General features: G+C 69.4%; 29 protein-coding genes, 4 tRNA genes and 1 pseudogene. 15 read left to right on the forward strand and 19 right to left on the reverse strand.

What is annotated here, in order from left to right:
• Nucleotides 1-18: 18 nt before the first annotated feature.
• Complete coding sequence (locus tag DY157_RS05025; protein ID WP_115727507.1) at nt 19-1,005, reverse strand: methylenetetrahydrofolate reductase; 987 nt, start codon at nt 1,003-1,005, stop codon at nt 19-21.
• Nucleotides 1,006-1,319: 314 nt separating this feature from the next.
• Here DY157_RS05025 and DY157_RS05030 point away from each other — a divergent pair, with 314 nt between their 5' ends.
• The 3 genes from DY157_RS05030 (at nt 1,320) to nhaC (ending at nt 4,712) form a co-directional block, all read left to right on the forward strand.
• On the forward strand, nt 1,320-1,994 hold the full coding sequence (locus tag DY157_RS05030; RefSeq protein WP_115727508.1) for a helix-turn-helix transcriptional regulator: 675 nt from the start codon (nt 1,320-1,322) through the stop codon (nt 1,992-1,994).
• Nucleotides 1,991-3,214, forward strand: a complete 1,224-nt coding sequence (locus DY157_RS05035) for a MalY/PatB family protein (protein WP_115727509.1) — start codon at nt 1,991-1,993, stop codon at nt 3,212-3,214. Before DY157_RS05030 ends, DY157_RS05035 begins: the two co-directional genes overlap by 4 nt.
• Nucleotides 3,215-3,275: 61 nt before the next feature.
• The gene (gene nhaC, locus DY157_RS05040) at nt 3,276-4,712 is read left to right on the forward strand and encodes a Na+/H+ antiporter NhaC (RefSeq protein ID WP_115727940.1); all 1,437 of its coding nucleotides are present in this window, start codon (nt 3,276-3,278) and stop codon (nt 4,710-4,712) included.
• Between the two features lie 53 nt (nt 4,713-4,765).
• On the opposite strand, the gene DY157_RS05045 is transcribed toward nhaC, so the two are convergent.
• Both DY157_RS05045 and DY157_RS05050 read right to left on the reverse strand, forming a co-directional pair.
• A complete protein-coding gene (locus DY157_RS05045; RefSeq protein WP_115727510.1) occupies nt 4,766-5,266 on the reverse strand; it encodes a hypothetical protein in 501 nt (166 codons plus the stop codon).
• Nucleotides 5,240-5,312: transfer RNA gene (locus DY157_RS05050), tRNA-Arg, on the reverse strand. The genes DY157_RS05045 and DY157_RS05050 overlap by 27 nt, the downstream gene beginning before the upstream one ends.
• Nucleotides 5,313-5,410: 98 nt before the next feature.
• Here DY157_RS05050 and DY157_RS05055 point away from each other — a divergent pair.
• On the forward strand, nt 5,411-5,938 hold the full coding sequence (locus DY157_RS05055) for a DinB family protein (protein ID WP_115727511.1): 528 nt from the start codon (nt 5,411-5,413) through the stop codon (nt 5,936-5,938).
• A gap of 126 nt (nt 5,939-6,064) precedes the next feature.
• Here DY157_RS05055 and DY157_RS05060 read toward each other — a convergent pair whose 3' ends face one another.
• The 8 genes from DY157_RS05060 to rpmB all read right to left on the reverse strand — a co-directional run bounded on the left by DY157_RS05060 (nt 6,065) and on the right by rpmB (nt 9,454).
• A complete protein-coding gene (locus tag DY157_RS05060) occupies nt 6,065-6,355 on the reverse strand; it encodes a putative quinol monooxygenase (RefSeq protein ID WP_115727512.1) in 291 nt (96 codons plus the stop codon).
• A gap of 19 nt (nt 6,356-6,374) precedes the next feature.
• Nucleotides 6,375-7,640, reverse strand: a complete 1,266-nt coding sequence (locus tag DY157_RS05065) for a cation:proton antiporter (RefSeq protein WP_115727513.1) — start codon at nt 7,638-7,640, stop codon at nt 6,375-6,377.
• Between the two features lie 135 nt (nt 7,641-7,775).
• Nucleotides 7,776-7,946 (reverse strand): 50S ribosomal protein L32, encoded by a 171-nt coding sequence (rpmF, locus tag DY157_RS05070; protein ID WP_115727514.1) that lies wholly within the window; start codon nt 7,944-7,946, stop codon nt 7,776-7,778.
• 246 nt (nt 7,947-8,192) lie between these two features.
• Nucleotides 8,193-8,315 (reverse strand): type B 50S ribosomal protein L36, encoded by a 123-nt coding sequence (gene ykgO / locus DY157_RS05075; RefSeq protein ID WP_115727515.1) that lies wholly within the window; start codon nt 8,313-8,315, stop codon nt 8,193-8,195.
• Complete coding sequence (locus tag DY157_RS05080; RefSeq protein WP_115727516.1) at nt 8,312-8,590, reverse strand: type B 50S ribosomal protein L31; 279 nt, start codon at nt 8,588-8,590, stop codon at nt 8,312-8,314. Before DY157_RS05080 ends, ykgO begins: the two co-directional genes overlap by 4 nt.
• 96 nt (nt 8,591-8,686) lie before the next feature.
• Complete coding sequence (rpsN, locus tag DY157_RS05085; protein WP_115727517.1) at nt 8,687-8,992, reverse strand: 30S ribosomal protein S14; 306 nt, start codon at nt 8,990-8,992, stop codon at nt 8,687-8,689.
• 1 nt (nt 8,993) lies between these two features.
• On the reverse strand, nt 8,994-9,164 hold the full coding sequence (gene rpmG / locus DY157_RS05090) for a 50S ribosomal protein L33 (RefSeq protein WP_115727518.1): 171 nt from the start codon (nt 9,162-9,164) through the stop codon (nt 8,994-8,996).
• A complete protein-coding gene (gene rpmB, locus DY157_RS05095) occupies nt 9,164-9,454 on the reverse strand; it encodes a 50S ribosomal protein L28 (protein ID WP_456236501.1) in 291 nt (96 codons plus the stop codon). The genes rpmG and rpmB overlap by 1 nt, the downstream gene beginning before the upstream one ends.
• 55 nt (nt 9,455-9,509) lie before the next feature.
• Here rpmB and DY157_RS05100 point away from each other — a divergent pair, with 55 nt between their 5' ends.
• From DY157_RS05100 to DY157_RS05120, 5 genes and pseudogenes are all read left to right on the forward strand, one after another.
• Nucleotides 9,510-10,586 (forward strand): GTP-binding protein, encoded by a 1,077-nt coding sequence (locus tag DY157_RS05100; RefSeq protein WP_115727519.1) that lies wholly within the window; start codon nt 9,510-9,512, stop codon nt 10,584-10,586.
• 76 nt (nt 10,587-10,662) lie between these two features.
• Nucleotides 10,663-11,319, forward strand: a complete 657-nt coding sequence (locus tag DY157_RS05105) for an IMPACT family protein (protein ID WP_115727520.1) — start codon at nt 10,663-10,665, stop codon at nt 11,317-11,319.
• Between the two features lie 230 nt (nt 11,320-11,549).
• A pseudogene (gene cysK / locus DY157_RS05110) lies at nt 11,550-12,452 on the forward strand (cysteine synthase A); the annotation flags it as partial.
• Nucleotides 12,453-12,564: 112 nt separating this feature from the next.
• Complete coding sequence (gene cysE, locus DY157_RS05115) at nt 12,565-13,173, forward strand: serine O-acetyltransferase (RefSeq protein WP_115727522.1); 609 nt, start codon at nt 12,565-12,567, stop codon at nt 13,171-13,173.
• Nucleotides 13,174-13,244: 71 nt separating this feature from the next.
• The gene (locus DY157_RS05120) at nt 13,245-13,739 is read left to right on the forward strand and encodes a GNAT family N-acetyltransferase (protein WP_115727523.1); all 495 of its coding nucleotides are present in this window, start codon (nt 13,245-13,247) and stop codon (nt 13,737-13,739) included.
• Between the two features lie 43 nt (nt 13,740-13,782).
• Here the strand turns inward: DY157_RS05120 and DY157_RS05125 are convergent, their stop codons facing one another.
• Together DY157_RS05125 and DY157_RS05130 are read right to left on the reverse strand one after the other, a co-directional pair.
• Nucleotides 13,783-14,745 carry an Fpg/Nei family DNA glycosylase gene (locus DY157_RS05125; protein ID WP_115727524.1) on the reverse strand — a complete coding sequence of 321 codons (963 nt, stop codon included), beginning with the start codon at nt 14,743-14,745 and terminating at the stop codon, nt 13,783-13,785.
• 81 nt (nt 14,746-14,826) lie between these two features.
• The gene (locus DY157_RS05130) at nt 14,827-17,757 is read right to left on the reverse strand and encodes a leucine--tRNA ligase (RefSeq protein WP_115727525.1); all 2,931 of its coding nucleotides are present in this window, start codon (nt 17,755-17,757) and stop codon (nt 14,827-14,829) included.
• A gap of 113 nt (nt 17,758-17,870) precedes the next feature.
• Here DY157_RS05130 and DY157_RS05135 point away from each other — a divergent pair, with 113 nt between their 5' ends.
• Complete coding sequence (locus tag DY157_RS05135) at nt 17,871-18,314, forward strand: HIT family protein (protein ID WP_115727526.1); 444 nt, start codon at nt 17,871-17,873, stop codon at nt 18,312-18,314.
• Between the two features lie 166 nt (nt 18,315-18,480).
• On the opposite strand, the gene DY157_RS05140 is transcribed toward DY157_RS05135, so the two are convergent.
• Nucleotides 18,481-19,227, reverse strand: coding sequence for a metal-dependent transcriptional regulator (locus DY157_RS05140; protein ID WP_115727527.1), 747 nt, complete (start codon nt 19,225-19,227; stop codon nt 18,481-18,483).
• 108 nt (nt 19,228-19,335) lie between these two features.
• On the opposite strand from DY157_RS05140, the gene DY157_RS05145 reads away from it, so the two are divergent.
• Nucleotides 19,336-19,408 (forward strand) — tRNA-Lys (locus DY157_RS05145).
• Nucleotides 19,409-19,441: 33 nt separating this feature from the next.
• Nucleotides 19,442-19,514: transfer RNA gene (locus DY157_RS05150), tRNA-Lys, on the forward strand.
• Nucleotides 19,515-19,613: 99 nt separating this feature from the next.
• Here the strand turns inward: DY157_RS05150 and bcp are convergent.
• Complete coding sequence (gene bcp, locus DY157_RS05155) at nt 19,614-20,090, reverse strand: thioredoxin-dependent thiol peroxidase (RefSeq protein WP_115727528.1); 477 nt, start codon at nt 20,088-20,090, stop codon at nt 19,614-19,616.
• Between the two features lie 99 nt (nt 20,091-20,189).
• On the opposite strand from bcp, the gene DY157_RS05160 reads away from it, so the two are divergent.
• The 3 genes from DY157_RS05160 to DY157_RS05170 all read left to right on the forward strand — a co-directional run bounded on the left by DY157_RS05160 (nt 20,190) and on the right by DY157_RS05170 (nt 22,589).
• On the forward strand, nt 20,190-21,758 hold the full coding sequence (locus tag DY157_RS05160; RefSeq protein ID WP_115727529.1) for a Na+/H+ antiporter NhaC family protein: 1,569 nt from the start codon (nt 20,190-20,192) through the stop codon (nt 21,756-21,758).
• A 256-nt stretch (nt 21,759-22,014) separates the two neighbouring features.
• Nucleotides 22,015-22,203 carry a hypothetical protein gene (locus tag DY157_RS05165; protein WP_115727530.1) on the forward strand — a complete coding sequence of 63 codons (189 nt, stop codon included), beginning with the start codon at nt 22,015-22,017 and terminating at the stop codon, nt 22,201-22,203.
• Nucleotides 22,204-22,205: 2 nt separating this feature from the next.
• Nucleotides 22,206-22,589, forward strand: a complete 384-nt coding sequence (locus tag DY157_RS05170; RefSeq protein WP_115727531.1) for an RNA polymerase sigma factor sigma-70 region 4 domain-containing protein — start codon at nt 22,206-22,208, stop codon at nt 22,587-22,589.
• 870 nt (nt 22,590-23,459) lie between these two features.
• Here DY157_RS05170 and DY157_RS05175 read toward each other — a convergent pair.
• From DY157_RS05175 to DY157_RS05190, 4 genes are all read right to left on the reverse strand, one after another.
• Nucleotides 23,460-23,540: transfer RNA gene (locus DY157_RS05175), tRNA-Leu, on the reverse strand.
• A gap of 41 nt (nt 23,541-23,581) precedes the next feature.
• On the reverse strand, nt 23,582-24,724 hold the full coding sequence (mnmA, locus tag DY157_RS05180; RefSeq protein ID WP_115727532.1) for a tRNA 2-thiouridine(34) synthase MnmA: 1,143 nt from the start codon (nt 24,722-24,724) through the stop codon (nt 23,582-23,584).
• Entirely contained in the window at nt 24,724-26,013 is a 1,290-nt protein-coding gene (locus DY157_RS05185) for a cysteine desulfurase family protein (protein ID WP_115727533.1), read from the reverse strand. Before DY157_RS05185 ends, mnmA begins: the two co-directional genes overlap by 1 nt.
• Nucleotides 26,010-26,996: an electron transfer flavoprotein subunit alpha/FixB family protein gene (locus tag DY157_RS05190; RefSeq protein WP_115727534.1), complete on the reverse strand. Its 987-nt coding sequence runs from the start codon at nt 26,994-26,996 to the stop codon at nt 26,010-26,012. Before DY157_RS05190 ends, DY157_RS05185 begins: the two co-directional genes overlap by 4 nt.

Below are 26,996 nucleotides of genomic sequence, written 5' to 3' on the forward strand. Positions count from 1 at the left end.
GTCGGCTAGTCGGTTCGGTCAGTCGGCGGGGCGGGCGCCGAGGCGCCCGGGTTCGAGGTCGAGGGCGGGGCCGCGCCCGAGGAGGGCGAGGATGTCGAGGGCGGGTCGCGCCTTGTTGAAGGTGAAGAGATGGACGCCGGGGGCTCCGCCCTCGAGGACCTCGTCGGCGAGGCGCGCTCCGAGGCCGACGCCGAGGTCGTGCTGGCCCTCGGGGTCCTCGGCCCAGGAGAGGGTGTCGAGGATGTGTCGCGGGACCTCGATGCCGGACAGGTCCGTGACGCGGCCGAGGCGAGCGAGGTCGGTCGGCGGGAGGATGCCGGGGACGATGGGGATCGTCACGCCGAGGCGGCGGCAACGCTCGACGAAGGAGAGGTAGGTGTCGGCCTCCCAGAAGAGCTGGGTGATCGCGAAGTTCGCGCCGGCCGCCTGCTTGAGGAGGAGCCGCTCGGCCTCCTGCTCGGGAGTGGTGCCGGCGGCCGGGTTGCCCGCCGCGAAGGCGGCGACCGCGATGGTGAGGGGCGCGAAGGCGGCGCGCAATGCCTCTCCGGGGTGGTAGTCGCAGCGTCGCTTCTCGACCGTGCGGATGAGGTGGATGAGCTCGGTCGCCGAGCGCACTCCCCCAGCTCCGGGCTCCCAGTCGGGTTCGCCGGCGGGCGGATCTCCGCGCAACGCGAGGAAGGTGCGCGCCCCCGAATCGAGGGCGTCGGCGACGGCGTCGAGCACGTCGGAGGTCGAGTTGCCGACGCAGGTGATGTGGGCGATGGGGTGCACCGGCGCGTTGCGCGCGAGTTCGGCGACGACGTCGCGGGCGCTCGATCGGTCCTTCCCGCCGGCGCCGTAGGTGACGGAGAGGAAATCGGGTCGGGCCGTGAGGAGCTCGTCGACCGTTCCCCAGAAATTCGGGGCGGCAGCGGGGTTGCGCGGCGGCATCACCTCGAAGGAGACGAGGGAGGGCTCGTGGTCGTGGGTGCAGGGGGTCGCGTACGCCTCGTCGGGCGGGGTCATGGAAGGGTCCTGTCTCCGGGTGCGCGTCGACGCGCACGGTCACTGGTGAGCGTGCGGAGTGTCAGGAGCGCATTCGTGCGCGCGCATTGCCCAGTCGGGCGGCGGAGGCTGCGTGCGTCATGGTCACAGTGTGTCGACCATTACCGCGGATAGACGAGGGGGCATTCGCTCCGCGAACGCTTGTAACGCAACTGATCCACGGACGAGGGCGGGGCGGCGAGTCGCAGACACGATTGATTTCAACAGTTTGTTGACGCCTGTCGATTTCGTCACTAAGGTGAACGAATTGAAAGCGCCGAATTCGAGGGGTTCTCATGACTGCTTCCCTGCCGAAGCTGAACGAGCACGATCAGATCATCTCCACTCTTCAACAACTGGTTGAACCAATGCAAGCGACGCTCGTCGGACCCGCCGAAGTCATCGTTCACGATCTCTCCCGGCTCCCGAACTCGATCGTCGCGATCGCCGGCGATGTCACCGGCCGGTCAATCGGCGATCCGGCGACCGACAAACTCCTCGACGCCGTCGCCTCCGGAAATCTGCGCACCAGCATCGGATACCGGACGACGTCTCCGAGCGGTAAGGAGCTCCTCTCGACGACCACCATCATCCGCGACTCGACCGACCAGCCCGTCGCCGCCCTCTGCATCAACCGCGATATCTCCAGTTGGGAGGTCCTTCACTCCCTCACGGGCGCGCTCGCGGGCCTCTCGCTCCCGATTCCCGCCGAAGAAGAACAGGCGACGACCGAAGTCTTCGTTCGAGACGTCGACGAACTCGCGACACTCCTCCTCTCGCGGGCCGTCGCGGAGTCGGGGGTTCCCGTCGACGAGATGAGGAAGGAGCACAAGGTCGAGGTCGTGAGACTCCTCAAGGCAAGGGGCTTCTTCCTTCTGCGGGACGCAGCGGAAATGGCCGCCGAGGCCCTCCACTGCACGCGATTCTCCATTTACAACTACCTCAACGAGATCGAAGGCGAGAAGAAGTGAGCCGCCCGGAATTCGACTTCACGAGCCACCTCGATCGGCGCGGCACCCACAGCGCAAAGTGGGACCTCCTCGCGGCTCCGCTCGGAGCCGACGCCTTTTCACTATCGATCGCCGACATGGAATTCCGCACCTGCCCGGAGGTCGTCGACGCAGTGGTCGCCGCCGCCGAGCACGGCACCTACGGGTACACCGAGGTCTTCGACGACTTCGCCCGCGCCGCGAGCGCCTGGCAGGCCCGCCGCCACGCCTGGGACCTCGATCCCGCCGACGTCCACTTCTTCCCCCGAGTCGTCCAGTGCGTCTCCGCCCTCGTCGACGACATCATCCCCAGCCGGACGATGTCGCCCGCAAGAGTCTGCACACTTGATCCCGCGTACTCTCCTCTCCTCGAGATCTGCGAACGCGCGGGAGCCACCATCGAGCGCGCAGGAATCCTCGATTCCGCGGGCGACGCTCGCATCGATTTCACGGCGCTCGACGAGTCGATGAGTCGAGCGGACCTTCTCCTGTGGACGAACCCGCACAATCCGACCGGTCGGGTGTGGTCGCGAGAGGAACTCAAGAGGGTCGCCGACCTCGCGCGCGAGTACGGAACGCTCATCTTCTCCGATGACATCCACGCCGACTTCGAACGACCGGGACGCAGGCGCTACACGCCGCTCGCCCTCGTCGCTCCCGATCTGTGGGAGTCCGGGCGGATCATCCAATGCGCCTCACCGGGCAAGACCTTCTCGATCGCGGGTCTCGAGGCGACCGCGATCTGCGTGCACGGCGCTCTCGGGGATGCGCTCGAGGCCTCGAAGCGACGCGCCGGGCTCCACAATCCGAACTACTTCGCCATTCCCGCCGCACTCGCCGCGTGGACGAAGGGCGACGAGTGGGTCGACGCGCTGATCACGCGCATGGACGCCAACCTGCGCGTTGCCCACGCCCTTCTCGCCGAGCGTCTTCCGCGGGCGACCGTCTCGGACCCGGACGGCACGTACCTGCTGTGGATCGACGCGCGCGACTACCTCGAGGGATCCGCCGCGCTTGAGGACGCCTCCAGACGCTCCCGGGTAGCCGTCAGCGACGGCGTCGAGTTCGGGCCGGGATTCTCCGGCTGGTTCCGCATCAACGTCGCGCTCCCCGAAGCCGAACTCCTCACCGCGCTCAACCGACTCCTCGACGAGATCTCCCCGATTCCCACACGCAGCACCACCGACGTCAGCGATCGCTGACGTGGACGAAAGGACAATGATGTCACTCGATTCCCGTACTCAATCCACCTCGCGAACGACGATGTCTGATCGTCACCGGAGACCCTCGATCGCGATGGCGGCGATCCCCGTCGTCACCCTCATCGTGCTCCTCGGCGGCGGTTACATTTTCGCCGAGCTTCCGGTCGAGCCCCTCCTCATCGCCTCGGCGGTCGTCGCCGGCCTCGTCGCCTGGCGTCTCGGGTACTCGTGGAACGAGATCATGGACTCGGTCGCGGAGAAGATCGCGAAGACGATGCCCGCAATCCTCATCCTCATCTCCGTCGGCATGCTGATCGGAACATGGATGGCCGGCGGCACGATCCCGATGCTCATCTACTACGGCTTGAAGATCATCGACCCGCAGTTCCTCGCCGTGATCGCCCTCGTCGTCACCGCGATCGTCTCCCTGTGCACGGGGACCTCCTGGGGCTCCGCCGGCACGGTCGGTGTCGCGTTCATGGGAGTCGCCGTCGGAATGGACGCGAACCTCCCGATGGTCGCGGGCGCGGTCGTGTCGGGCGCCTACTTCGGAGACAAGCTCTCCCCCCTGTCCGACACGACGAACATCGCGTCGATGGCGACGGGCGTCAACCTGTTCACGCACATCCGTCATCTCCTGTGGACGACGCTTCCGTCCTTCCTCACGGCCGCCCTCGTCTTCCTCGTCGCCGGCCTCGGCCTCAAGGGCGGTGAGGTTCCGGCGAAGGTCGGGACGATCCTCTCGACCCTCGACTCCGCGTTCTCCTGGAACGTGCTCCTCCTCGTTCCGGTGTTCATCGTCCTCGGCGGCTCGATGTGGAAGAAGCCGACGATTCCCGTCATCCTCGTGTCCAGCGCCGTCGCGATGTTCAACGCCGTCGTCTTCGAGGGCATCTCCTTCAAGAACACCGTCGTCGCCGCCGTCAACGGATTCGACGTCGAGATGGTCGGGAAGGCCGGATTCGACGCCTCGTCCGTCATCGAGGATGTCACCCGGCTCCTCAACAGGGGCGGCATGAACTCGATGATGTCAGTCCTCCTCATCTGCTTCTGCGCGATCACCTTCGCCGGCGTTGTCTCGGTATCCGGTTCGCTCGACGTCCTCATCTCCACCCTCCTCAAGCCGGTCAAGGGAACCTTCGGCCTCATCGCCGCGACGATCGTCACGGGCCTCGCGACGATCGGCATCACGTCGAACGGCCAGGTCTCCCTCCTCATCCCCGGCGAGATGCTCCGGGGCGAGTACATCAAGCGGGGGCTCGACCCGAAGAACCTCTCGCGGACGATCGAGGACTCGGCGACCCTGTGGGAGCCGATCCTCCCCTGGACGTCCGCCGGCGCCTACATGGCGGGCACGCTCGGAGTCGCCACCCTCGCGTACCTGCCGTGGGCCGTGTGCAACTGGATCGCGATCTGCTTCGCGATGCTCTGGGGCGCGACCGGCATCGGGATCGCGCGACTCTCCCGTGAGGAGCAGGCGGCACTCGAGAACGCCTGATCTCGCCGTCGAAGCCCCGGGGTCGGCTTGTGGCCGTCTCCGGGGCTTCGCATTCACTCCGAGGCGCTCCGCCTGTCCGTTCGGTGGACGGGGCAGGCCGATTCCTTGAGGATCCGCTCCCTCAGGGCCCACGCGAGCAGGGCGATCGAGAGGGCGGCGAGGAAGGGCTGGGCGGGCGCGAACCACTGAAGGGCTCCGGTGTACCCGAGGGCGAGGAGCGCAAGCTTGTTGCAGACCGGGCAGCCGACTGCGAAGAAGGCGAGGAAGGAGCCGATGACCCCGAGCGAGGATTGATCCTTCGGCGTGGGCGGATCCTTGCGGGCGACGTAGGTGGCGACGAGCATCCCGGTGAGCGCCGCAGTGACGAGCAGGACCGGACACGCCCACGCCGTCACGGGCACGTCCCGCCCGAACAGAGGCGTATCGATGAGGTCGGTGGGGATGCCGACGACGAGGACCGTCGCGAGTGCGGCGCCGACGGCTGCGATCCATCGGCGCGCGGGCCAGGTCGCGAGTTCGACGAGGAGCGCCCCCGACAGGACTCGAACCTGCAACCTCGGGATTAGAAGGCCCTTGCTCTATCCATTGAGCTACGGAGGCGAAGCGCTTGCGCGCGGGTCCCAGCCTACCGGCCGGGACCGCCCGTCCCCCAATCGGATCACGCTCGAGATGCGGGCGGTGGCTTCTGCGCTTCGAGCATGAGCACTTTCCGCGACGTTCTCATCGACACCCTTCACCGATCGCGCGAGCGCTTCGCCGAGGCGCTCGCCGTCGCGACGCCCGAGCAGGCGAACACTCCTCCGACGCCCGTTCAGGCGCCGCTCGTCTTCTCCCTCACGTGGCTCGCGTGGCACACGGCGCGCGAGATCGACTACCAGCTCTCGCCGCTCGCGGGCCTCAAGCCACTGTGGACCTCCGCGGGATTCAAGGAGCGCTTCGCGCTGCCCCTGCCCGACGACACGGAGGACTGGCGCCACAGCGCCGAGGAGGCGGCGCTCGTGCGCGTCGACGACCTCGAGGTGCTCTCGGACTACCTCAACGCGGCGTACGCGCGGGCCGAGGAGTACCTCCAAGAGCTTCCCGACGACGCGCTTGACGACATCGTCGACGACCGCTGGGATCCACCGGTGACGCGCGGTATCCGCCTCGCGTCGATCATCGACGATGCCGCCCAGCACTCCGGCCAGGCGTACTACTCCGGCATGCTCGAGGGCCTGCCGGGCTGAGCGTGAAAGCGCGGATCGGCCTCCTCCGGACGCGCGTCCGGGGCCCCTGATGCCGAATCCACCGCCCCGGCCTCGTTGATGAGCGAGAAGGACGGCGAAAGCCGCGTCGGCGAGAGAACGGGCTCCCTACTCGACGGCGTCGAGGAAGGTGAGCTGAGATTCGGGCTCCTCGATGATCTCGTTGAGGCGGGCGTTGAAGACCGCGCCGTAGGGCATCGCGAGGTGAGCCTGGAAGGCGTCCTCATCGCGATACTTCTCGAAGACGACGAAGGCGTTGGGATTGTCGACCTCCCGGTGCGGTTCGAACGCAACATTCCCCGGCTCGGTGTGGACATCGCGGGCGAGCCCGGCGATCATCTCGGCGACCTCGTCGGCGTAACCGTCCTTCGCGGTGAAACGGGCGATGAGGATCTTCATGGCGATCTCCTTCGATCGATCAGCGCGCCCGCTTGGGCGCCCTCGAGAGGATTCTAGGCGTCGGCACACGGTCTTCGAGGCTCGCGAGCAGCGGGAACAGGAGGACCGAGGCTCCGCCCGCGGCGACGAGGATCGACGCGATGTCGGAGGGCATGATCGACTCGGCGACCGCGACCTCGGTGACGGCGACGATGATCGGCAGGCCGGTTGCGCCGTAGAGTCCGAGCTTCACCGCGCTCCTCCACCCCTGCCGCTCGGTCGAGCCGATGATCCGCTCGGCGAGGACGATCGGGACGCCGCGGACGACGAGGATCGCGACGACGAAGAAGACGAGCATGAAGGGATGGGCGATGACGTCCTTCAACGAGATGTTCATGCCGGAGGTGACGAAGAACAACGGGATGAGGAAGGAGAAGCCGAGCGTGCGCAGCTCGGATTCGACCGTCGAGAAGTTCACCGGCGCGAGAGTCTTGACGATCACACCCGCGGCGAAAGCGCCGAGGACGACGTCGAGATCGAGGACGGCGGACAGCGCCATCAGGCCCGTGAGGATGAGCATGACGACGCGCATAAGGGTCTTCGACGAGGTCTGGGCGCCGCGCAGGATCACGCGGCCGACTCCGGGGTGCCGGAGGACGAAGCGGGTCGGGAGCGCGACGGACACGAGCGTCGCGACGACGAAGAGGAGGAGGACCGCGGCCGCAGCCCCCGGCGACCGCGTCCCGAGGAGGAGCGACATCGCGACGACGGGGGCGAGCTCCCCGACCGCGCCGTGAACGAGCACGGCCTTGCCGGCGGGCGTTCCGATGAGCCCGGCCTCCATGAGGATCGGGATGAGCGTCCCCAGCGCCGTCGAGGTGAGAGCGATCGCGAGCGCCACCGCGGCCGACACGGTCGCCGTCGAGATCCCCCACAGGGCGAAGGCGAGGGCGAGGACGAAGCACGCGACCCAGGTGCCGATCGCGACGCGGCCGGGACGGGCGTGGAGTTCGGAGATGTTGACCTCTGTGCCCGCGATGAGGAAGAGCATGCCCATGCCGACTTGCCGGAACAGGTCGACGCCGTCGGTGATCGACGCGATGCCGAATCCCGAAGGGCCGATGACGACGCCGAGGATGAGGAGCCAGACGACGTCGGGGATCCGCTTGCGCGTGGCCGCCGAAAGCAGCGGCCCGAGGACCGCCGCGCCGGCGATGACGAAGAGGGAGACGAAGTCCGTGGTCGTCGTCGCCTGGGACGACGAGGCCGGGAACAGCGCCCCCACGAGTGCGGAGTAAACGCTCACGCGCCTACTTTACGGGCGCTTTGCGCGCGCTTGCCCGGCAAGGGGAGGATTCCGCGTACTGCGAAACGGCGGGGAGGCCCGCCGGGTACGGAAAAGGCCCGGCGCAATCGCGCCGGGCCCTCTGCGGATTCGAGGTCAGGCCTCGACGTCCAGCAGACCGTTCTTGTACGCCTTCGCCAGACGACGCGGGACGCGGATCTCGCGGCCGGCCACCTTGACGGTGTCGAGCGCGGTGAGATCGGCCTTCCACGAGGAACGGCGAGTGCGGGTGTTCGCACGGGACATCTTTCGCTTCGGAACTGCCATGTTCGTGCCTCCCCTCTCTTCTCGGTAGTCGTGTGGTCGGTTGGTGGTCCGAGGACCGCCGCCCGACGCTCGGCGCCGCGAGAAGGACCCGACCGGCCCGTTCCCACTGACGGCAACCCGAAAATACTAGCACGGGCGCCGCGCGGCCCTGAAGCCCCGACCTGCGGCGGGAGTGCGATCCTCGTTACAGCCCGCCTCATTCACGAGGGCGGGGCGGCGCGCTCGCGTCGGGGCGGCGCCGAGCGCTCAGCCCTGGCGGGCCTTGAGCCTCGGGTTCTTCTTGTTGATGACGTAGAGGTGCCCGCGGCGGCGGACGACCACGGATCCAGGCTGCTTGGCGAGCGAGCGGAGCGAGGAACGGACCTTCACTTCGATTCTCCCTTCGGGGCCTTCGACGAGTAGCGATCGCCGTAGCGGGCGCGGAACTTCTCGACGCGGCCGGCGGTGTCAACGAGGCGCGACTTGCCGGTCCAGAACGGGTGGGAGGCCGAGGAGATCTCGACGTCGACAACGGGGTAGGTGTTCCCGTCCTCCCATTCGATGGTCTGGGTCGAGGTGAGCGTCGACTTCGTGAGGAAGGCGAAGTCGGCGGCCCGATCGCGGAAGACGATCGGATGGTAATCGGGGTGGATTCCCGGCTTCACGGGAACTCCTTTCGTTTCAGAGGATGCGGGGTCGGCCTCGTCGATCCGCGAAATCGCCCACGACGGGAGAATGCCGGCGGATGAACGGCCGGAACCTCACCAGGAGGACTTCGTGATGCCCGGCAGCTCGCCGCGCAGCGCCATCTCGCGGAACTGGACGCGCGAGAGGCCGAACTTGCGGAGGAAGCCGCGGGGCCTGCCGTCGGTCGCGCCGCGTCCGCGCAGGCGGGTCGGCGAGGCGTCGCGGGGCAGGGCGTGGAGGGCGGCCATGGCGGCGCCCCTCTCCTCCTGGGTGAGGTGCGGGTTGATCGATGCGGCCTTGTAGGCGGCGCGGCGCTCGGCGTACTTCTCGACGACGGCGGCGCGCTGGAGATTGCGGGCGATCTTCGACTTCTTGGCCATGTCAGCGGGTCTCCACGAATTCGACGTGCTTGCGGGCGACGGGGTCGTACTTGCGGATGCGCATCCGGTCGGGCGTGTTGCGACGGTTCTTCGTCGTCACATAGCGGTAGCCGGTGCCCGCGGTGGACTGGAGCGTGATGATCGGACGGATGTCCTTGCTCTTCGCGGCCATCAGAACTTCTCCCCTCTCGCGCGCATGTCGGCGACGACCGCCTCGATGCCGCGCTTGTCGATGGTCTTGATGCCCTTGGCGGAGACGCGGATCGTGATGGTCCGCCCGAGCGAGGGCACCCAGTAGCGCTTCGTCTGGACGTTGACGTCCCAGCGCCTCTTCGTCTTCTTGTGCGAGTGCGAGACGGAGTTGCCGAATCCCGGCGTCGTCCCGAGCACCTGGCAGGTCCTGCTCATGCGCGTCCTTCGGTAGTTGGTGTTCGTCGACGGCGGGTCGACGAGTCCGGCCACCAGTTATAGTATTGAGAATCGTTTTCATGCAAATGATGTGAGTGAAGGATCATCCATGCTCCTCGGCGTTCTCTCCTCCCCCACCCCGATGCTCCGCACCGGCGCGCTGCTCGCGATCTCCGACCTCGCGCCCTCCCTCGTCGCCGACATCGACGAGGACGGGGTGACGATGCGCATGATCGACGGACTCGACGAGCTCGACGTCCAACGCGTCCCCCTCGCCCATTCGTGCATGACCTGCTCCCTGCGCGAGGGCATCGCCCCCTACCTCGCGGGCCTCGCCGACTCCGGACTCGAGCGCCTCGTCCTCGCCCTCCCCGTCTCCGTCGAAGCGCTCACCGTCACCCCGTCGCTCTGCGACCTCACCGTGGCGGGCGGCCCCCTCGAAGGGATCACGGTGACCACGCAGCTCCACCTCGTCGACCTCGGCACGTCGCGCGACGACCTCTTCGCGCACACTCCGCTCGCCGAACTCGGCCTCGCGATGTTCTCCGGCGACGAGCGCTGCACCGGGGAGGTCCTCATGAACGGGGTCGGCTATGCGGACCTCGTCTGCGCGCTCGGCGACGAGGGAGTCGGGGACGCGGCGCTCGGGCTCGAACTCGTCGAACACCTCCGCCCCCTCGACACGCTGATGATCCGCCACCTCGACGAGCTCGACGAGCGGCTCCTCTTCTCCGAGGCGCACGACCCCGACCGGGCGATCACCCGCGTCCACCCCGCCTCGACCGAGGCCTGGGGCGGGCCGAGCGATCACGGCGTATGGACGCTCGACCTCCACTCCGAGCGCCCCTTCCACCCGGGGCGCCTCGCGGCGAGTGCCGCGGACCTCGCGCCGGAGGGAGTGTGCGCCCGCGGCTGCTTCTGGATCCCCTCGCGCCCGACGATGATCGGGACCTGGGAGGTCTCCGGCGGATCCGCCTCCATCGGGCGCGCCGGCGAGTGGGACTCCGACGCCTTCACGCACCTCGTCGTCACCGGAGTCGGCACGGACTCCGACAAGCGCGCCGTCGCCGAGGCCTTCGAACGACTCCTCATGACCCCCGAGGAGATGGCCGACGCCCTCGCGTGGGTCGGCGTCTCCGACGGGATGGACTCCTGGTTCGGGGACGAGGCCGGGGCCGACTCCTGAATCGCAGGGAGTCCGGCCCCGTATCCTGAACGCGGCCTCGAAACGCCGAAAGGCCACGGAAGGACAGGGGGCGCGTGTGGGAACGATCGAGACGATCCGCTCGGGGACGCTTCTCACCCACGAGATCGAGATCAAGCGCTCGCGCTTCCTCACGACCCTCGCGCGCGTCGACTCCGCCTCGCATGCGCGCGACCTCATCGACCTCGTGAAGTCGGAGCACCCGCAAGCGCGCCACAACTGCTCCGCCTACCTCGTCACCGCCGAAGGACTCAACCCGCAGCAGCACTCGAGCGACGACGGCGAACCCTCGGGCACCGCCGGCACGCCGATGCTCGAGGCGATCCGCCTTTCGGGCGTGTGGAACGTCTGCGCAGTCGTCACCCGCTACTTCGGCGGAATCCTCCTCGGCGGGGGCGGGCTCGTCCGCGCCTACTCCTCCTCCGTCTCCGAAGCCCTCGCACTCGCCCCGCGCGCCCGGCTCGTCGACCTCGAGATCCTCGAGGCCCGTGTCGGACTCGGCGACGCCGGGCGCATCGAGGCGGAGCTGCGCGCCGCCGGGGCGCACGTCCTCGGCGTCGAGTGGGCCGACGAGGTCGCGATCCGCATCGGCGCGGAGCCGGGCGCGCGCGCCCCCTTCGACGCCCTCCTCGCCGAAGCGACCTCGGGTGTTGCGGAATTCCGCATGACGGGCGCCACTCGCCTCGAAGTGGACGCGCCCGCCGACCGGTCGTAAAGTTTTCAACGTGACTGCCTACTGGAAGCTCGTTTCGGACCTCGCGACTGCGACCTCCGCGGCTTCGGCGCGTCCGTGTCGGTGTCTCCTGGGCGAATGACCCTCATGGCGCCTCGATGCGTCGTCATTCGCCCCGCACGATGACGCGCATCCCCGTCTCGTGCACCCGTGATCCACGCACGTCCACCCTTTTTCCGCGCATTCCGCGCGATCTGCCCCAGGAGAGAACCATGTCCCGCATCGCCGCAAACGTCGCCGAGCTCATCGGCCGCACCCCCCTCGTCCGCCTCAACCGCGTCGCCGGCGAGAACGTCGACGTCGTCGCCAAGGTCGAGGCCTTCAACCCCGCGTCCTCCGTCAAGGACCGCATCGCCGCCGCGATCATCGACGCGGCAGAGGCCTCCGGCGCCCTCAAGCCGGGCGGCACGATCATCGAGGCGACCTCCGGCAATACCGGCATCGCTCTCTCGATGGTGGGCGCCGCCCGCGGCTACAAGGTCGTCATCGTCATGCCGTCCTCAATGTCCGTCGAGCGCCGCATCATCGTCCGCTCCTTCGGCGCCGAGCTCGTCCTCACCGACCCCAAGGGCGGCGTCTCCGCCGCCGTCGCCGAGGCCGAGCGCATCCGCGACGAGCGCCCCGGCTCGATCATCGCCTCCCAGTTCACCAACCCGGCCAACCCGGCGATCCACGTGAAGACGACGGGCGAGGAGATCTGGGCCGACACCGACGGCGCCGTCGACGTCTTCGTCGCGGGCGTCGGCACCGGCGGCACCATCTCCGGCGTCGCCAAGGCCCTCAAGGCGCACAACCCAGACATCCGGGTCATCGCCGTCCAGCCGGCCGAGTCCCCGATCCTCACCGGCGGCAATGCCGGCCCGCACGGCATCCAGGGCCTCATGCCGAACTTCCTCCCCGAGACCTACGACGGCGACATCGTCGACGAGGTGATCTCCGTCGAGACCGCGCAGGCGCTCGAGTTCGCGCGCCGAGCCGCCGCCGAGGAGGGCCTCCTCGTCGGCATCTCCTCCGGCGCCGCCCTCGCGGGCACCGCCGCCGTCGCGGCCCGCCCCGAGTTCGCCGGCAAGCGCATCGTCACCCTCCTCCCGGACACCGGCGAGCGCTACACCTCAAGGACTGAACTCCGCCACTGCACGCGGCCCGCGTACGGGGACTCCCCCGCCCGCGGGCCGCTGCCTTCCCCGATAGACTGCCGTCATCCCCCGATCCAGTAAGGACGCGCGCATGCCGATCAACCCGAAGAGGGCGTGGACACTCCTCAAGGAGGACCTCCAGACCGCGCGCAGGCGCGACCCGGCGGCGACCTCGACCCTCGAAGTGGCGCTCACCTACCCCGGCGTTCACGCCCTGTGGGCGCACCGCGTCTCCCACGCCCTGTGGATCCGCGGCGTCCACCTGCCCGCCCGGATGATCTCCTCGGCGACCCGCTCGGTCACCGGCGTCGACATCCATCCGGCCGCCCAGATCGGCCGACGGGTCTTCATCGACCACGCCACCGGCGTCGTCATCGGCGCGACCGCCGAGGTCGGTGAGGACGTCGTCATCTTCCACGGCGTCACGCTCGGCGGCGTCTCGATGAACCCGGGCAAGCGCCACCCCACCGTCGGCAACCATGTGATGATCGGGTCGGGAGCGAAGGTCCTCGGGCCGATCACCGTCGGCGACGGCGTGAAGATCGGCGCGAACGCCGTCGTCGTCAAGGACGTTCCCTGCGGGAACGTCGCGATCGGCGTACCTGCGAGGCTCATCCCCAAATCGGATTCCGACACGAAGGACTCCGACCTCATCATCGATCCCTCGTACTTCCTCACGGAGCCCGAGCTCTACATCTGAGCGTTCTCCCAATCGGGCGCGCCACCAGCCGAATGCCCGCCGACGTGATCCGCGCCACCTATGCTGGAGGCATGGAACAGCGCACACTTCACGCACAGGTGGATGCGTTGGCCGATGTCGAACGCCCGGCAGGAGTCGAGATCGCAACGCTCACCCGTTACGACATTCCGATGCTCGCGGTCCTCACCTTGGACGCGTACGGCGAAGAGACGACCCCGGAGGCCTTCCTCGAGACCTCCGAGGAGCTCCGCATGACCTTCGAAGGCGCCTTCGGGACGACGACCGACGACTCCTTCGTCGGCGCCTGGGACGGGGGCACTCTCGTCGGCGCGATCCTCGTCGTCCGAGAGTCCCCCTGGGACGATGCCCCCGAGGGCCCCTTCGTCGTCGACCTCATCGTCGACCCCGAGTACCAGCGCCGTGGCATCGCGACGGCCCTCGTCTCCGAGATCGCGCGCCGCTGCAAGGACTGGGGCTACGACTCGATCGCCCTGCGCATCGACTCGACGCACAAGGGCGCGGCGAAGCTCTACGACCAGCTCGGATTCGAGGACGTCGAGGACTGATCCCCGGACGGGCTCCCCTCCCCCGGTTCTTCGGGCTCGGGCCTCACCTCTGGCAGCTCGGGCACCAGAACAGTCGGCGATTCTGCATGAGAGCCTCGCGGATCGGCGTCCCGCAGCGCAGGCACGGACGCCCGGTCCGGTGGTAGACGTACCAGCGCGACGCCTCCTCGTCCCCCTCGATCGGGGGATTCGGCGCCTCGTCGGGATCCATCGTCTCGAGGCGCCCCGCGGCGAGCCCCCGGTTCATGAGGTCGCTGATGAGCACCCACAGGCCCATGAGGCGCTTGACCGAGATGTTCGCGCCCTTGCGGTAGGGCGAGATCCCCGCGAGGAACAGGGCATCCGCCCGATAGATGTTCCCCACCCCGGCGATGATCGACTGATCCATGACGATCTCGCCGATCGCCCGCTTCTTCTGATGGGCGACCTCCGCGAACCGGGCGGCCGCCTCCTCGTCGTCGCGCGCACCGACCTCGAGGGGATCGGGGCCGAGCTTCGCCTCGGCGGCGATCCGTTCGGCATCGGAGATGAGCTCACAGCGGTTCGGCCCGACGAGGTCGGCGACGGCGTGCCCGTTGAACATCCGGAAACGGACCTGGCCCACGGGCTCCGGAGGCTCCCACGTGCCGGATTCGGCCTCGCCGAAGCCCTCGCCCCACCGGGTCTCCGAGTGGCCGTTCCACTGGCCCGCCGGGACCGGTGGCACGCGGTGGGCGACGCCGTAGCCCTCGTCGACGACCGTCTCGTCCCCGTTGAAGCGCCACCAGCCGTAAAGGCCGAGATGGACGTGCATCCACTCGTCCGGGTCGGAGCCCGTCGCGCCTTCGGGGACGAACCCGAGGAACATGTGCTTCCCGTGGACCCGGATCGTCTCGAGGACGCGCCCGTCGATCCGTTCGGCCGACGCCGAGAAACGGCCCTGCGGCGACGAGGCCGCCACGGCGCCCCCCTCGAACAGCTCGGTGAGCGTGCCGGCGAGCCTGCGAATCGCATCGCCTTCGGGCATGACGCCTCCTTCGATTGGACCGAGGGCTCCGCCCTCGTCGATCGCGGTCCCCCGGACGGGCCGAGGGACCGCGAGGCGCGATCAGCGCGGGACGACGACGTTGACGAGCGAGGGCGCGCGCACGATGACCTTGAGCGGATCGCGGCCGGCGAGCGCCTTCTCGATCGGCCCCTGGGCGAGCGCCTGCGCTTTGAGGTCGTCCTCCGAGATCGACGGCGGCACTTCGAGCTTCGCGCGAACCTTGCCGTTGACCTGGACGATCGCCGTCACCGTCTCCTCCACGAGGAGCGACTCGTCGGCGACCACCGGGAAGGGCTCGCGCGCGAGCGACTCGGGGTGGCCGAGACGCATCCACAGCTCCTCCGCGATGTGCGGGGCGACCGGCGACACCATGAGGATGAGCGGCTCGATCGCCTCGCGCGGCACCGAGTCGAGCTGCGTGAGGTGGTTGTTGAGGACGATGAGCTTCGACACCGCGGTGTTGACGCGCATGTTCTCGTACTCCACCGTGACGTCCGCGATCGTGCGGGCGAGCAGGCGGCGCGTCTCGAGGTCGGCGGGCTCGTCGACAACGGTGACCTCGCCGGTCTCCTCATCGACCGTGTTGCGCCACAGGCGCTGGAGGAAGCGCTGCGAACCGACGACCGCGCGCGTCTCCCACGGGCGCGACACGTCGAGCGGTCCCATCGACATCTCGTAGACGCGGAAGACGTCGGCGCCGTAGGCCTCGTACATCTCGTCCGGGGTGACGATGTTCTTCAGCGACTTGCCCATCTTCCCGTACTCGCGGGTCACCGGCTCGCCCTCGTAGACGAAGCCGGAGGCCTCGTCGCCGCTCACCGCGTCGGCCGGGACGTACTGGCCGCGCGCGTCCTTGAACGCGTAGGCCTGGACGTAGCCCTGATTGAAGAGCGTGTGGTACGGCTCGGCGTCCGGCACGAAACCGAGATCGAAGAGGACCTTCTGCCAGAAGCGCGAGTAGAGGAGGTGGAGGACCGCGTGCTCGACACCGCCGACGTAGAGGTCGGTGCCGCCCGACTCCTTGCCCTCGCGCGGGCCCATCCAGTACTCGAGGTTCTCCGCGGACGCGAGGGCGTCCGGGTTCTTCGGATCGGTGTAGCGCATTTCGTACCAGCACGAGCCCGCCCACTGCGGCATCGTGTTCGTCTCGCGACGGTACGTCTTCACGCCGTCACCGAGATCGAGCTCGACGTTCACCCATTCGGTCGCGCGGCCGAGCGGCGCCTCGGGCGCCGTGTTCGCGTCCTCAGGGTCGAAGGTGCGCGGCGAGTAGTCGGAGACCTCGGGGAGGTCGATCGGGAGCATCTCCTCGGGGAGCGCGTGCGGGAGCCCGTCCTCGTCCCAGACGATCGGGAAGGGCTCGCCCCAGTAGCGCTGGCGGGAGAACAGCCAGTCGCGCAGACGGTAGGTGACGGTGCCGCGACCGAGGCCCTTGGACTCGAGCCACGCGATCATCGTCGCCTTCGCCTCGTCCTTGCCGAGGCCGTCGAGGGCGACCTCGTCGTTCGACGAGTCGACGGCGACGCCGTCGCCCGTGTAGGCGCCCAGCTCGAGGTCGTGGCCGTAGGGGTCGTCGGCCGGACCGATCGTCCGGACGACCTCGAGTTCGTACTTCCGGGCGAACTCCCAGTCGCGATCGTCGTGGGCGGGGACCGCCATGATCGCGCCGGTGCCGTAGCCCCACAGGACGTAGTCGGCGACGAAGACGGGCACGGGGCGCCCGTTCACCGGGTCGATGCCGAAGAAGCCGGTGAAGACGCCCGTCTTCGTCCGCTCCTCATCGGCGCGCTCCGTCTCGGTCTTCGCAGCGGCCTGCGCGCGGTAGGCGGCGACCGCCTCGCGCGGCGAGGTCGCGCCGTCCGTCCACGCGTCCTTCGTCCCCTCCGGCCACGCGTCGGGAACGGTGAGCGCCGCGGCGTCGTCGGCCGCGCCCGCGGTCGTCCCGCCGAGGATCGGGTGCTCGGGGGCGACGACCATGAAGGTCGCGCCGAAGAGCGTGTCCGGGCGCGTCGTGTAGACGTCGAGCGAGGTCGGCTCGGCGCCGGCGGCCGCGGCCGCCGGGACCTCGAAGGTCACCGTCGCGCCCTCGGACCGGCCGATCCAGTTGCGCTGCATCGTCCGGACCTTCTCCGGCCAGTCGATCGTGTCGAGATCGTCGGCGAGACGCTTGCCGTAGGCGGTGATCCGCATCATCCACTGGCGGAGGTTGCGGGTGAAGACCGGGTAATTGCCGCGCTCCGAACGGCCCTCGGAGGTGACCTCCTCGTTCGCGAGGACGGTGCCGAGGCCCGGGCACCAGTTGACCGGGGCCTCGGAGACGTAGGCGAGTCGGAAGGAGTCGACGACCTTCGCGCGCTCGATGCGATCGAGGTCGCCCCAGTCGCGGCCGTCCGGAACGGCGACCTCGCCGGACGCGAGCTTCGCCTCGAGCTCCGCGATCGGGCGGGCGGCGCCGATCGAGCCGTCGGGCGCGGTCGCGGAAGGATCGAACCACGAGTTGAAGATCTGGAGGAAGATCCACTGGGTCCAGTGCACGTACTCGGTGTCGGTCGTCGCGAGGGAGCGGCGACGGTCGTGCGAGAGGCCGAGGCGACGGAGCTGGCGGCGCATGTTCGCGATGTTCTGCTCGGTCGTGATCCGCGGGTGCTGGCCCGTCTGGACGGCGAACTGCTCGGCCGGAAGGCCGAAGGCGTCGTAGCCCATCGTGTAGAGGACGTTCTCGCCCTTCATACGACGGAAGCGGGCGACCGTGTCCGTCGCGATGTAGCCGAGGGGGTGGCCGACGTGGAGGCCCTTGCCTGACGGGTAGGGGAACATGTCGAGGAGGAAGAAGGGCTTCTTCGCCGCCAGGGGGCCCGCGAACTCGCCCACCGGGTTGTCCGCGTTGAAGGTCCCGCGCTCGTCCCACCGATCCTGCCACGCGGTCTCAATGCTGCCGGCGAGTTCGGCGGTGTACCGCTGCGCGGGTTCCGTGCCCGGCGTCTGGCTCATTCCCCTGGTCCTTCTCTTCGAAAACGTTGCCGCGTCAAGGGTAGACCATCGACTTCCCGCGCCGCCGAGCCGATCGGGGGCCGAAGCGCCCCCGGCGGGGTGAGAATGAGCGCATGGCTACCGTCTTCGAGAAGATCATCTCCGGCGAATGGTCCGGCAGGTTCTGCTGGGCCGACGACGTCTGCGTCGTCTTCGCGACCATCGAGCCCACGGCCCCCGGACACGTCCTCGTCGTCCCGCGCGACCCCTACGAGAAGTGGACCGACGCCCCGAGCGACGTCGCCGCCCACCTCATGAAGGTCGCCCGCACGATCGGACGCGCCCAGGAGACCGCCTTCGGCGTCCCGCGCGCCGGCCTCGTCATCGCGGGATTCGAGGTACCCCACACGCACCTCCACGTCATCCCCATGCGGACCGAGGCCGACGTCCTCCTCTCGAACGCCGCCCCCGCTTCCGATGAGGACCTCGACGCCGCGATGACGGCGCTGCGCGAGACGCTCCTCGCCCTCGGCCACGGCGCTCACGTCCCGTCGGCGATGGGGTCCGCCGCCCTCTGAGGCGCCGCTTCTGGGCCTGCGCCTTCGGCGACCATCGACTCGGCGCCCGTTTCTCGGCGCGCATCCCCTCGATGGCGCAACGTGATGCTCTCGGCGCACGAAGGTGATGCTCTCGGCGCGGGTTCGGTAGTGCCGTCGGCGGTGCTTCGGTAATGCTCTCGCGAGGTCAGGCGATGGGCGAGGCCTTGACCGCTGCGGCGGTCGAGCTCGCGAGGACGATCCTCTGCGCGCTCGCATCGACCTCGGAGACCGGCGTTCCCGGTTCGGCGAGCTCGAGGGCGACCTCGTTGCAGGGAGCCCCGGCCCCGTCAATCGGACCGGCGACGAGCCGAACGAGCGCGTCGAGCGCGATCCCCGCAGCCGCGAGATCGCGCAGAGTCTGCGGATCCGAGTCGGAGAGACGGGCGACGCGCCCCCACTCCCCGGCCGGGAAGTCGAGGAGCGGGCGCATGGGACGCGCGCGCACCGCGCCGTCGGCGTCCGGGATCGGATCGCCGTGCGGGTCGCGGGCCGGACGGCCGAGCGCGTCGTCGATGTGGGCGAGCAACCGGTCGGAGACTGCGTGCTCGAGGATCTCCGCCTCCTCGTGAACCTCGTCCCAGTCGAAACCGAGGCGGTCGTGGAGGTAGGTCTCGAGGAGGCGGTGTCGCCGCACCATCCCCACCGCGACCGCGCGTCCCTCCGGCGTGAAATGGACCCTCTTGTACGGCTCGTGCGTCACGAGTCCCTGCGCCGTCAGGCGCGCGACGTTCTCCGACGCGGTCGACGCCACGACTCCCATGCGCGCCGCGAGGTCGTTGACGCTGATGCCGTCACCGCCCGACTCCTCGTCGCTCCACATCGCCTTGAGATAGTCCTCGGCGACCCTTCCCCGTCCTGCGTCGCCGTTCGTCGCGCGCGATCCTCGGGGCATCGGCATCCTCCGTCATCCGGACGGCCGGGGTGTGGCCGTCTTCTCACCAGCCATTTTTGCATCGATCCGGGCTGGGCGGTAAAGTAGTGTCTCGGCCGCAAGGCCCCCGCGTCATTAGCTCAATTGGCAGAGCAGCTGACTCTTAATCAGCGGGTTGAGGGTTCAAGTCCCCCATGACGCACCGCTCCGAAGCGCTCCGGCGCCGACGAGTCCCGCGTCATTAGCTCAATTGGCAGAGCAGCTGACTCTTAATCAGCGGGTTGAGGGTTCAAGTCCCCCATGACGCACGAACAGCGGCGCGACCCCACGGGTCGCGCCGCTTTCTCGTCCTCGTCGATCAGCCGACGGCCGGGCCGCCCGGGGACGCCCCGACGGACCGACGCCCGTCAATCGTCGAGCCCGAGCTCCTTGCGGATCCGCGCGACGTGCCCGGTCGCCTTGACGTTGTACTGGGCGAGCGCGATCCGCCCGTCCTTCCCCACGACGAAAGTCGAACGGATGATCCCCATGTACGTCTTCCCGTAGTTCTTCTTCTCGCCCCACGTCCCCCACGCGTCGAGGATCGCGTGATCGGGATCGGAGACGAGCGGGAAGTTCAGCGACTGCTTCTCCGCGAAGCGCTCGAGGGCCGGCATCTCGTCGGCGCTCACACCGATCACCGTGTAGCCCGCGCCCTTGAGCGAATTGAGGGAGTCGCGGAAGTCGCAGGCCTCCGTCGCGCAGCCCGGCGTCGAGGCCTTCGGGTAGAAGTAGACGACGACGCCGGACTCGGCCGAGGCGAGGACCTCGGAGAGGGCGATCGTGCCGAAAGTGGACGGGGCGGTGAAGTCGGGCGCGACGGCGCCCTCGGTGAGCTGTGCCATGGCGCCAGTGTAGGTATGTCCGTATGGAAGAACCCGGCGACGCGAATCCGACCGATTCCCTAGCCCGATCGCATCCCACCCCGAAATAGGAGCGACACCGTGATCGAGGCCTACCCGATTCTCACCCTCCTCCCGCCAATCCTCGCGATCGTCCTCGTCATCACGACGAAGCGCGTCATCATGTCGCTCGCCGCGGGCGTCATCTCGGCGGCGTTCCTCGTCGCGAACGGCTCCATCGTCGAGACGGTCGTCCTCATCTGGCAGGCGTTCTCCCAGATCTTCTGGTCCGAGGGCGCCGTCAACGCCTACTACGTCCTCATCCTCCTGTTCCTCCTCACGCTCGGCGTCATCACCTCGCTCGTCCTCATGGCGGGCGGCACGGGCGCCTTCGCCGAATGGACAATGACGAAGATCACGTCGCGGCGCGGCGCGCAGGTCCTCGCCGCGGCCCTCGGCACCGCGATCTTCATCGACGACTACTTCAACGCACTCGCCGTCGGACAGGTCGCCCGCCCGGTCGCCGACCGTCACAAGGTGTCGCGCGCGAAGCTCTCCTACCTCATCGACTCCTCCTCCGCGCCCGTCGCTGTCCTCGCGCCCTTCTCCTCCTGGGGTGCCTCGATCATCGGCATCATGAGCCCGATCGTCGCGGCCGCCGCGATCCAGGTGTCCGACGCCGGCGCGTTCATCCGCTCGGCCGGCATGAACTACTACGCGATCGGCGCGGTCGTCCTCCTGTGGCTGACGGTCATCTTCGAGGTCGACTTCGGCTCGATGCGCCGGGAGGAGCGCCGCGCCGTCGAGTCCGGGCACCTCTTCGATCCGGAGCAGCAGATCCCCGGCCAGCTCACCGATACCCTCCCCCGTCACGAACCGGGCGCGATGCGCGCCCTCATCGTCCCCTTCGTCATCCTCGTCGGAGGCGTCCTCGCGGGCATCGCGTGGACCGGGCACGCGGCCTCCGGCTCATGGTCGGTCCTCGACGTCCTTGCGAACACGGACGTCGCCCTCTCCCTCAACGTCGGCGGCGTCCTCGGCCTCGTGTCGGCCGCCTACTACTACTTCCACTACACGCACGAGGACCCCGCCTTCGAGATCCGCACCGCCGCCAAGGGCGTCGTCGAGGGCGCCCGTTCGATGCTCCCCGCGATCGAGATCCTCCTGTTCGCGTGGATGCTCGGCTCCCTCATCTCCTCGCTCGGCACTGGCGAGTACCTCGGCGGCCTCGTCGAGTCGGCGAACGTCCCCGCCCAGTGGCTCATCCCCATGCTCTTCGTCGTCGCGGGGGGCATGTCCTTCGCGACGGGCACGTCTTGGGGCTCCTTCGGCATTCTCCTCCCCATCGCCGGCGAAGTCATGGCGGCGGTCCCCGGAGGCAGCGAGCTCCTCATCCCCGCTTTCGGCGCGGTCCTCGCGGGCGCGGTCTTCGGCGATCACTGCTCGCCGATCTCGGACACGACGATCCTCTCCTCGACCGGCGCGGGCTGCAATCACATCACCCACGTCAACACGCAGCTCCCCTACGCCTTCGCGGGCGCGAGTGCGGCCCTCCTCGGGTACATCGTCTACTCGTTCACGCTCTCCGGGATCGCGGGCCTCGTCGCCGTGCTCGTAGTGCTCGCCGCTCTCACGGTCTACGTGCGGACGCGCCTGCCCCTCATCGCCTGAGGCCGTTTGCCGGCCAGCTCCGTCGCGCTTCCTGCGCCCCTCCCCTTCGGGGATCGACGAGGTCGGGGCCGGGTGTCGATTCGGCGGGTGCGGGGACGCTCTTCTCCTACGAGTCGCCCGCGTCCGTCAGTTTGGCGTCGGACCTGGACCGGCGGGCGCGTCGCGTCGCCAGCTCGCACTTCGACGTGGAACTTCGAAACGGCCGCTGTTTAATGCCACTTGACTCCCATGTTTAGCGCCACTAGACTCGCCAGGCATGAAGCGAGCGGACCTGATGAAACGCCTGGCGCTGATCGCCAAGGAACAGGGCGCCGAGCTCGTCGTCACCGAAGGCGCGAACCATACGAAGGTCCGAATCGACCAGAAGATGACGATGGTGCCACGGCACCGCGAGGTGTCGGAAGGGCCCGCTCGAGGAATCATCAGGAAGATGGAGGAGGAATGACGATGGAGATCACCGCCCGCGCCTACAGGGACGGCGATTGGTGGGCCGTCGAGGTCCCCATCAATGGCGGCACCGAATACACCCAGGGAAAGACCCTTGCTGAAGCGCAATTCATGGCCGAAGACCTCGTAGCGGCCTGGGCCGACGAACTGGATGACGAAGGACTCCGTTCCGCCGACGTCACCCTTGCCGTCGACGGCGCGGTGAAGAAGACCGCCGATGCTGTGAAGACCGCCGCTGCCGAACTCGAGGCCGCCCGTGAACATGCGCGCACCGAACAGATCCGCGCAGTCGCCGAGCTTCGCGAGGAGGGCTTGACGATGCAGGACATCGCCACAATCCTCGGCGTCACGAAGGGCCGCATCTCCCAACTGGCGAACGCGTAACGGATGAGGCCGTAGCCGGGCGCCTATTCGGCGGGTACCAGAGTCTTCGTCTCCTGCGAGTCGCCCGGCGCCCGGCGCGCGGCGTGTCGGGCGCCGGGCGGTGCGGTGGGCCGCTCCGTGTCGGGCGCTTCTGCGGGTCCAGTGCGCGCACGCCGAGCGCCGCAGTAGCGAGAGCCGGCGAGTCTCGCATCCTCCTGTTCGCAAGCGCACTTGGAGCGCGCAGTAGGAAAGAGCGACTGGCCCGCCCCAGCCTTTCGGCCTCAATGGTGGGCTGGCTGCCGCTCCCCCTCGACGAAACTACTCCACAACGCCGATCCACGGCACATGATCCGACGGCTGCCCTGCACGCCGGCTCCAATCGCCGCTCCACCCGCAGAAACGCACGCAGTTTCACCGATTTCACCGGCCGGCCCGGCAGAGCCTTTGATGAATGCGCAGGTCAGCGGCTCGCATGCGGTGAGCGATCAGAAAACTGTGTGCATGTGCGTCAGTAAATCACGGACGAGGCTCCGGCACGACGGGTCAGTCGGAACCCTTGACGCCCTGAGGGCGGCGTTCACGGATGACATGGATACTCCCGGCTGCCATCGGCACCGCAATTGGAAAGGTGGTGCCGATGGAGCCGTTGTGGTGCCACACGAAGGCTGTTTCTGAGCAGTATCGGCACCACAATCGAAAAGGTGGTGCCGATCGAGGCGTTGCGGTGCCGCAGGAAGACGGTTTCCGAGCAGTATCGGCACCGCAAGCGAAAAGCCGGTGCCGATGGAGTGGTTGAGGTGCCGATGGAGGCGCTGAGAGCAGCCCGAAGCCACATTCGACCTACGGAATACTGCCCGGCGCCGACGGTAACGCCAAGGGCCGCCACTACGGTGCGCGAGACGGGACTCGAACCCGTACGTCAAAGACACTGGAACCTAAATCCAGCGCGTCTGCCAATTCCGCCACTCGCGCGCGCCGACCAGTCTACGGGGCGATCGGGCCCGAGCCTCCACTCAGGCGCTCGCGCGCCCGGAAGCTCGCCGGGAAGCGCGCCGGATCGTCGCCTCGCCGAGGACTCGGCTCCCCCGGTAGACGACCGCCGACTGGCCGGCCGCGACGCCGCGGAGCGGCTCGGCGAGCTCGAGGTCGAGTCCGTCCTCCCTCCCCGAGCGCGCCGCCCCGGCCTCGTCCTCGTGGATGAGGACCGACAGCGGGACGGGGGCGCCGTGGGCGCGGACCTGGACGAAGAGGTCGCCCGGCGCCGAAGCGCCGAGGTCGTCGGCCGCGAGCCACACGACCTCCTCGCACTCGATGCGGTCGACGGAGAGGAGTTCGGAGGCGCCGACGACGACTTCGTTGGACGCGGGCCGAGTCTCGAGGACGTAGCGGGGGCGGCCGTCCGCGGCGGGCCGGTCGATCCGCAGGCCGCGGCGCTGACCGACCGTGAAGTTCCAGTAGCCCTCGTGGTCGCCGAGGACCTCCCCCTCGGGCGAGACGATCCGGCCGGGCGCGGTGCCGAGCCGGGAGCGGAGGAACCCCTGGGTGTCCCCGTCGGGGATGAAGCAGATGTCGTAGGAGTCGGGCTTCTCGGAGACGCCGAGCCCGCGCGCCTCGGCCTCGGCGCGGACCTCGGCCTTCGAGGGCGCGTCGCCGAGCGGCAGGAGGACGCGGGAGAGTTCGGAGCGCCCCATGACGGCGAGGACGTAGGACTGGTCCTTCAGCGGGTCGGCGGCGCGGTGGAGCTCGGGGCCGGAGGGCCCGTCGAGGACCTGGGCGTAGTGGCCGGTGCAGACGGCGTCGAAGCCGAGGACGGCGGCGCGCTCGGCGAGCTCGCGGAACTTCACGAACTCGTTGCAGCGGACGCAGGGGTTGGGGGTGCGACCGAGCGCGTACTGCTCGACGAAGTCCTCGACGACGGTCGCCTCAAAGTCCTCGGCGAGGTCCCACACGTAGAAGGGGATGCCCATGCCCTCGGCGGCGCGGGCGGCGTCCCCGGCGTCTTCAACGGAGCAGCAGCCGCGCGAGCCGATCCGGCAGGCCTGCGGCTGGGAGCTCAACGCCATGTGGACGCCGACGACCTCGTGGCCGGCGTCGACGGCGCGGGCGGCGGCGACGGCGGAGTCGACGCCCCCGGACAGTGCGGCGAGGACGCGCATCAGCGCTCCCCCCTTTTGTTCTCGGGCGCGACCTGCGGCGCGGTGCTCATCGACGAGGACGGAGCGGCGCGCTCATCGAGGGGATGCGATCGGGCGGAGACCCGATGGGACTCGCGGGCGTCGAGGGCCCGGGCGGCCCGGAGGGCGCCGGGAAGGGCCGCGAGGAGGGCGTCGATGTCGGCGTCCGTGGAGTCGGGACCGGTGGAGACGCGCAGGACTCCGAGGGCCTCGGCCTCCGAGGCGCCCATGGCGAGGAGGATCGCGGAGGGACGGGTGACGCCCGCGTGGCAGGCGGACCCGGCGGAGACCGCGACGCCGGCGGCGTCCATCGCCATGAGGACGGCCTCCGGGTGAGAGGTCGGAAGGCTGAGGTGGATGATCGAGGGGACGGCGTCAGCCGGATCGACGGTGAGGCGCACGTCCACTGGCAGGCCCGCGATCAGGCGGTCGCGCAGGCGCTCGGCGCGTGCGCGGCGTTCCTCGCGGGTCCGGACGGTCTCCTCGAGGGCCGCCGCGAGGGCGAGGGCGCCGGCGACGTCGGGCGTGCCCGAGCGCAGGCCGCGCTCGTGGCCGCCTCCGGGCCGATCGGTCGCGAAGGGGATCCCGCGGCGCGCGAGGAGGACACCGGTGCCGACCGGGGCGCCGACCTTGTGCCCACCGAGGGAGAGGAGGTCGACGCCGAGCTCGCGGAAGGAGACGGGGAGGACGCCGATGGCCTGGGCGGCGTCCGTGTGGACGAGGGGGCGCGCCGCGGGCGGCAGATCGGGCGCACCGAATGCCGCGGCGAGCGCGGCGACCGGCTGGATCGTCCCGATCTCCGAGCAGATGAGCCCGAGCGTGGCGAGGGCGAGCGAAGGAGCTTCGAAGGAGAGCGCACCGGCGTCGAGGTCGACGACGCCGGAGCGGCCGGCGCGCAGGAGCGTCATCTCGAACCCGTCGGCCTCGAGAACGCTCCGCTGCGCCCCCACGGCGTCGTGCTCGAGGACGGAGAGGAGGACGCGAGTACGCACCGGATCCGCGCGGCGCGCCCCGCGCGCCGCGCCGGCGACCCCGAGAGCGTCCGACTCGGTCGCGCCGGAGACGAGGACGACCTCGGCCCGCTCGGCCCCGAGGGCCGCGCCGATGCGCTCGCGCGCGTCCTCGAGCATCCGCTTCGCGCGACGACCGCCCGAGTGGAGGGCCGCCGGGTTGCCGGGCTCGGCGCCGAGGTCGCGCTGGGCGCGCACCCAGGCGTCGAGTGCGGCCGGGAGGATCGGCGAGGTCGCCGCGTGGTCGAGGTAGTGGGTCACCGCGCCGCGCGGAGCGCCTCGAGCGCCTGGGGGACGACCTCGAAGAGGTCGCCGACGACGCCGAAGTCCGCGATCTCGAAGATCGGGGCGTCGGGATCGTCGCAGACGGCGACGATGTGGGCGCTCGACTGCATGCCGACGGTGTGGTGGATCGCGCCGGAGACGCCGAGTCCGATGTAGACGTTCGGGGAGATCGACGCGCCGGTCTGCCCGATCTGCATCGCGCGCGGGGCCCAGCCCTCGTCGCAGACGACGCGGGTCGCCCCGATCGCGGCGCCGAGCTCGTCGGCGAGGGACTCGACGACGCTCATGTCGCCGTTCGTCCCGCGTCCGGCGACGACGACGGTCGACGCGTCGGACAGGGAGACGCGGCCGTCGCCCGACTGGGCGGTCGAGGAGACGACCTCGACGGCGCCGGCCTCGGCGCTGATCGCGACGGGGACCTCGATGACGGCGGGCGCGACGGAGGCGTCGAGGGTCTCGACGTCGACGGAGCCGGGACGGACCACGGCGATCGGCGTCGGGCCCGACACGCGCAGGCGGTTCGACCAGGAGCCCGCGAGCGCGGTCGTCGTCGCGATGAGCGCCTCCCCGTCGGCCTCGAGGGCGACGGCGTCGGCGACGACGCCGGAGTCGACGAGGGCGGAGATGCGCGCGGCGACCTCGCGCCCCCGGTAGGAGGAGGCGAGGAGGAGGGCGCCGAAGGCGTCGGTGCTCAGGCACGCGGCGACGGCGTCGCCGACGAGCGCGCTGACCCGCGGGGCCGCGTCGTCGAGCCCGGGCACGAGGACCTTCGCGACGCCGAGGGCGCCGAGCGCCCCGAGGTCGGGGGTCGAGGTGAGGGAGACGGCGACGACGTCCGCGCTCGTCAGAGTGCGGGCGAGAGTGAGGACCTGGGCGGACGCGGGCGAGAGGGTCCATCCTTCGGCGTCAGAGCCCTGGTGGTCGGCGAGGACGAGGATCGGGGTCGAGAGGGTCGACAT

This window comes from Actinomyces culturomici, from assembly GCF_900499005.1.
Taxonomy (GTDB): domain Bacteria; phylum Actinomycetota; class Actinomycetes; order Actinomycetales; family Actinomycetaceae; genus Pauljensenia; species Pauljensenia culturomici.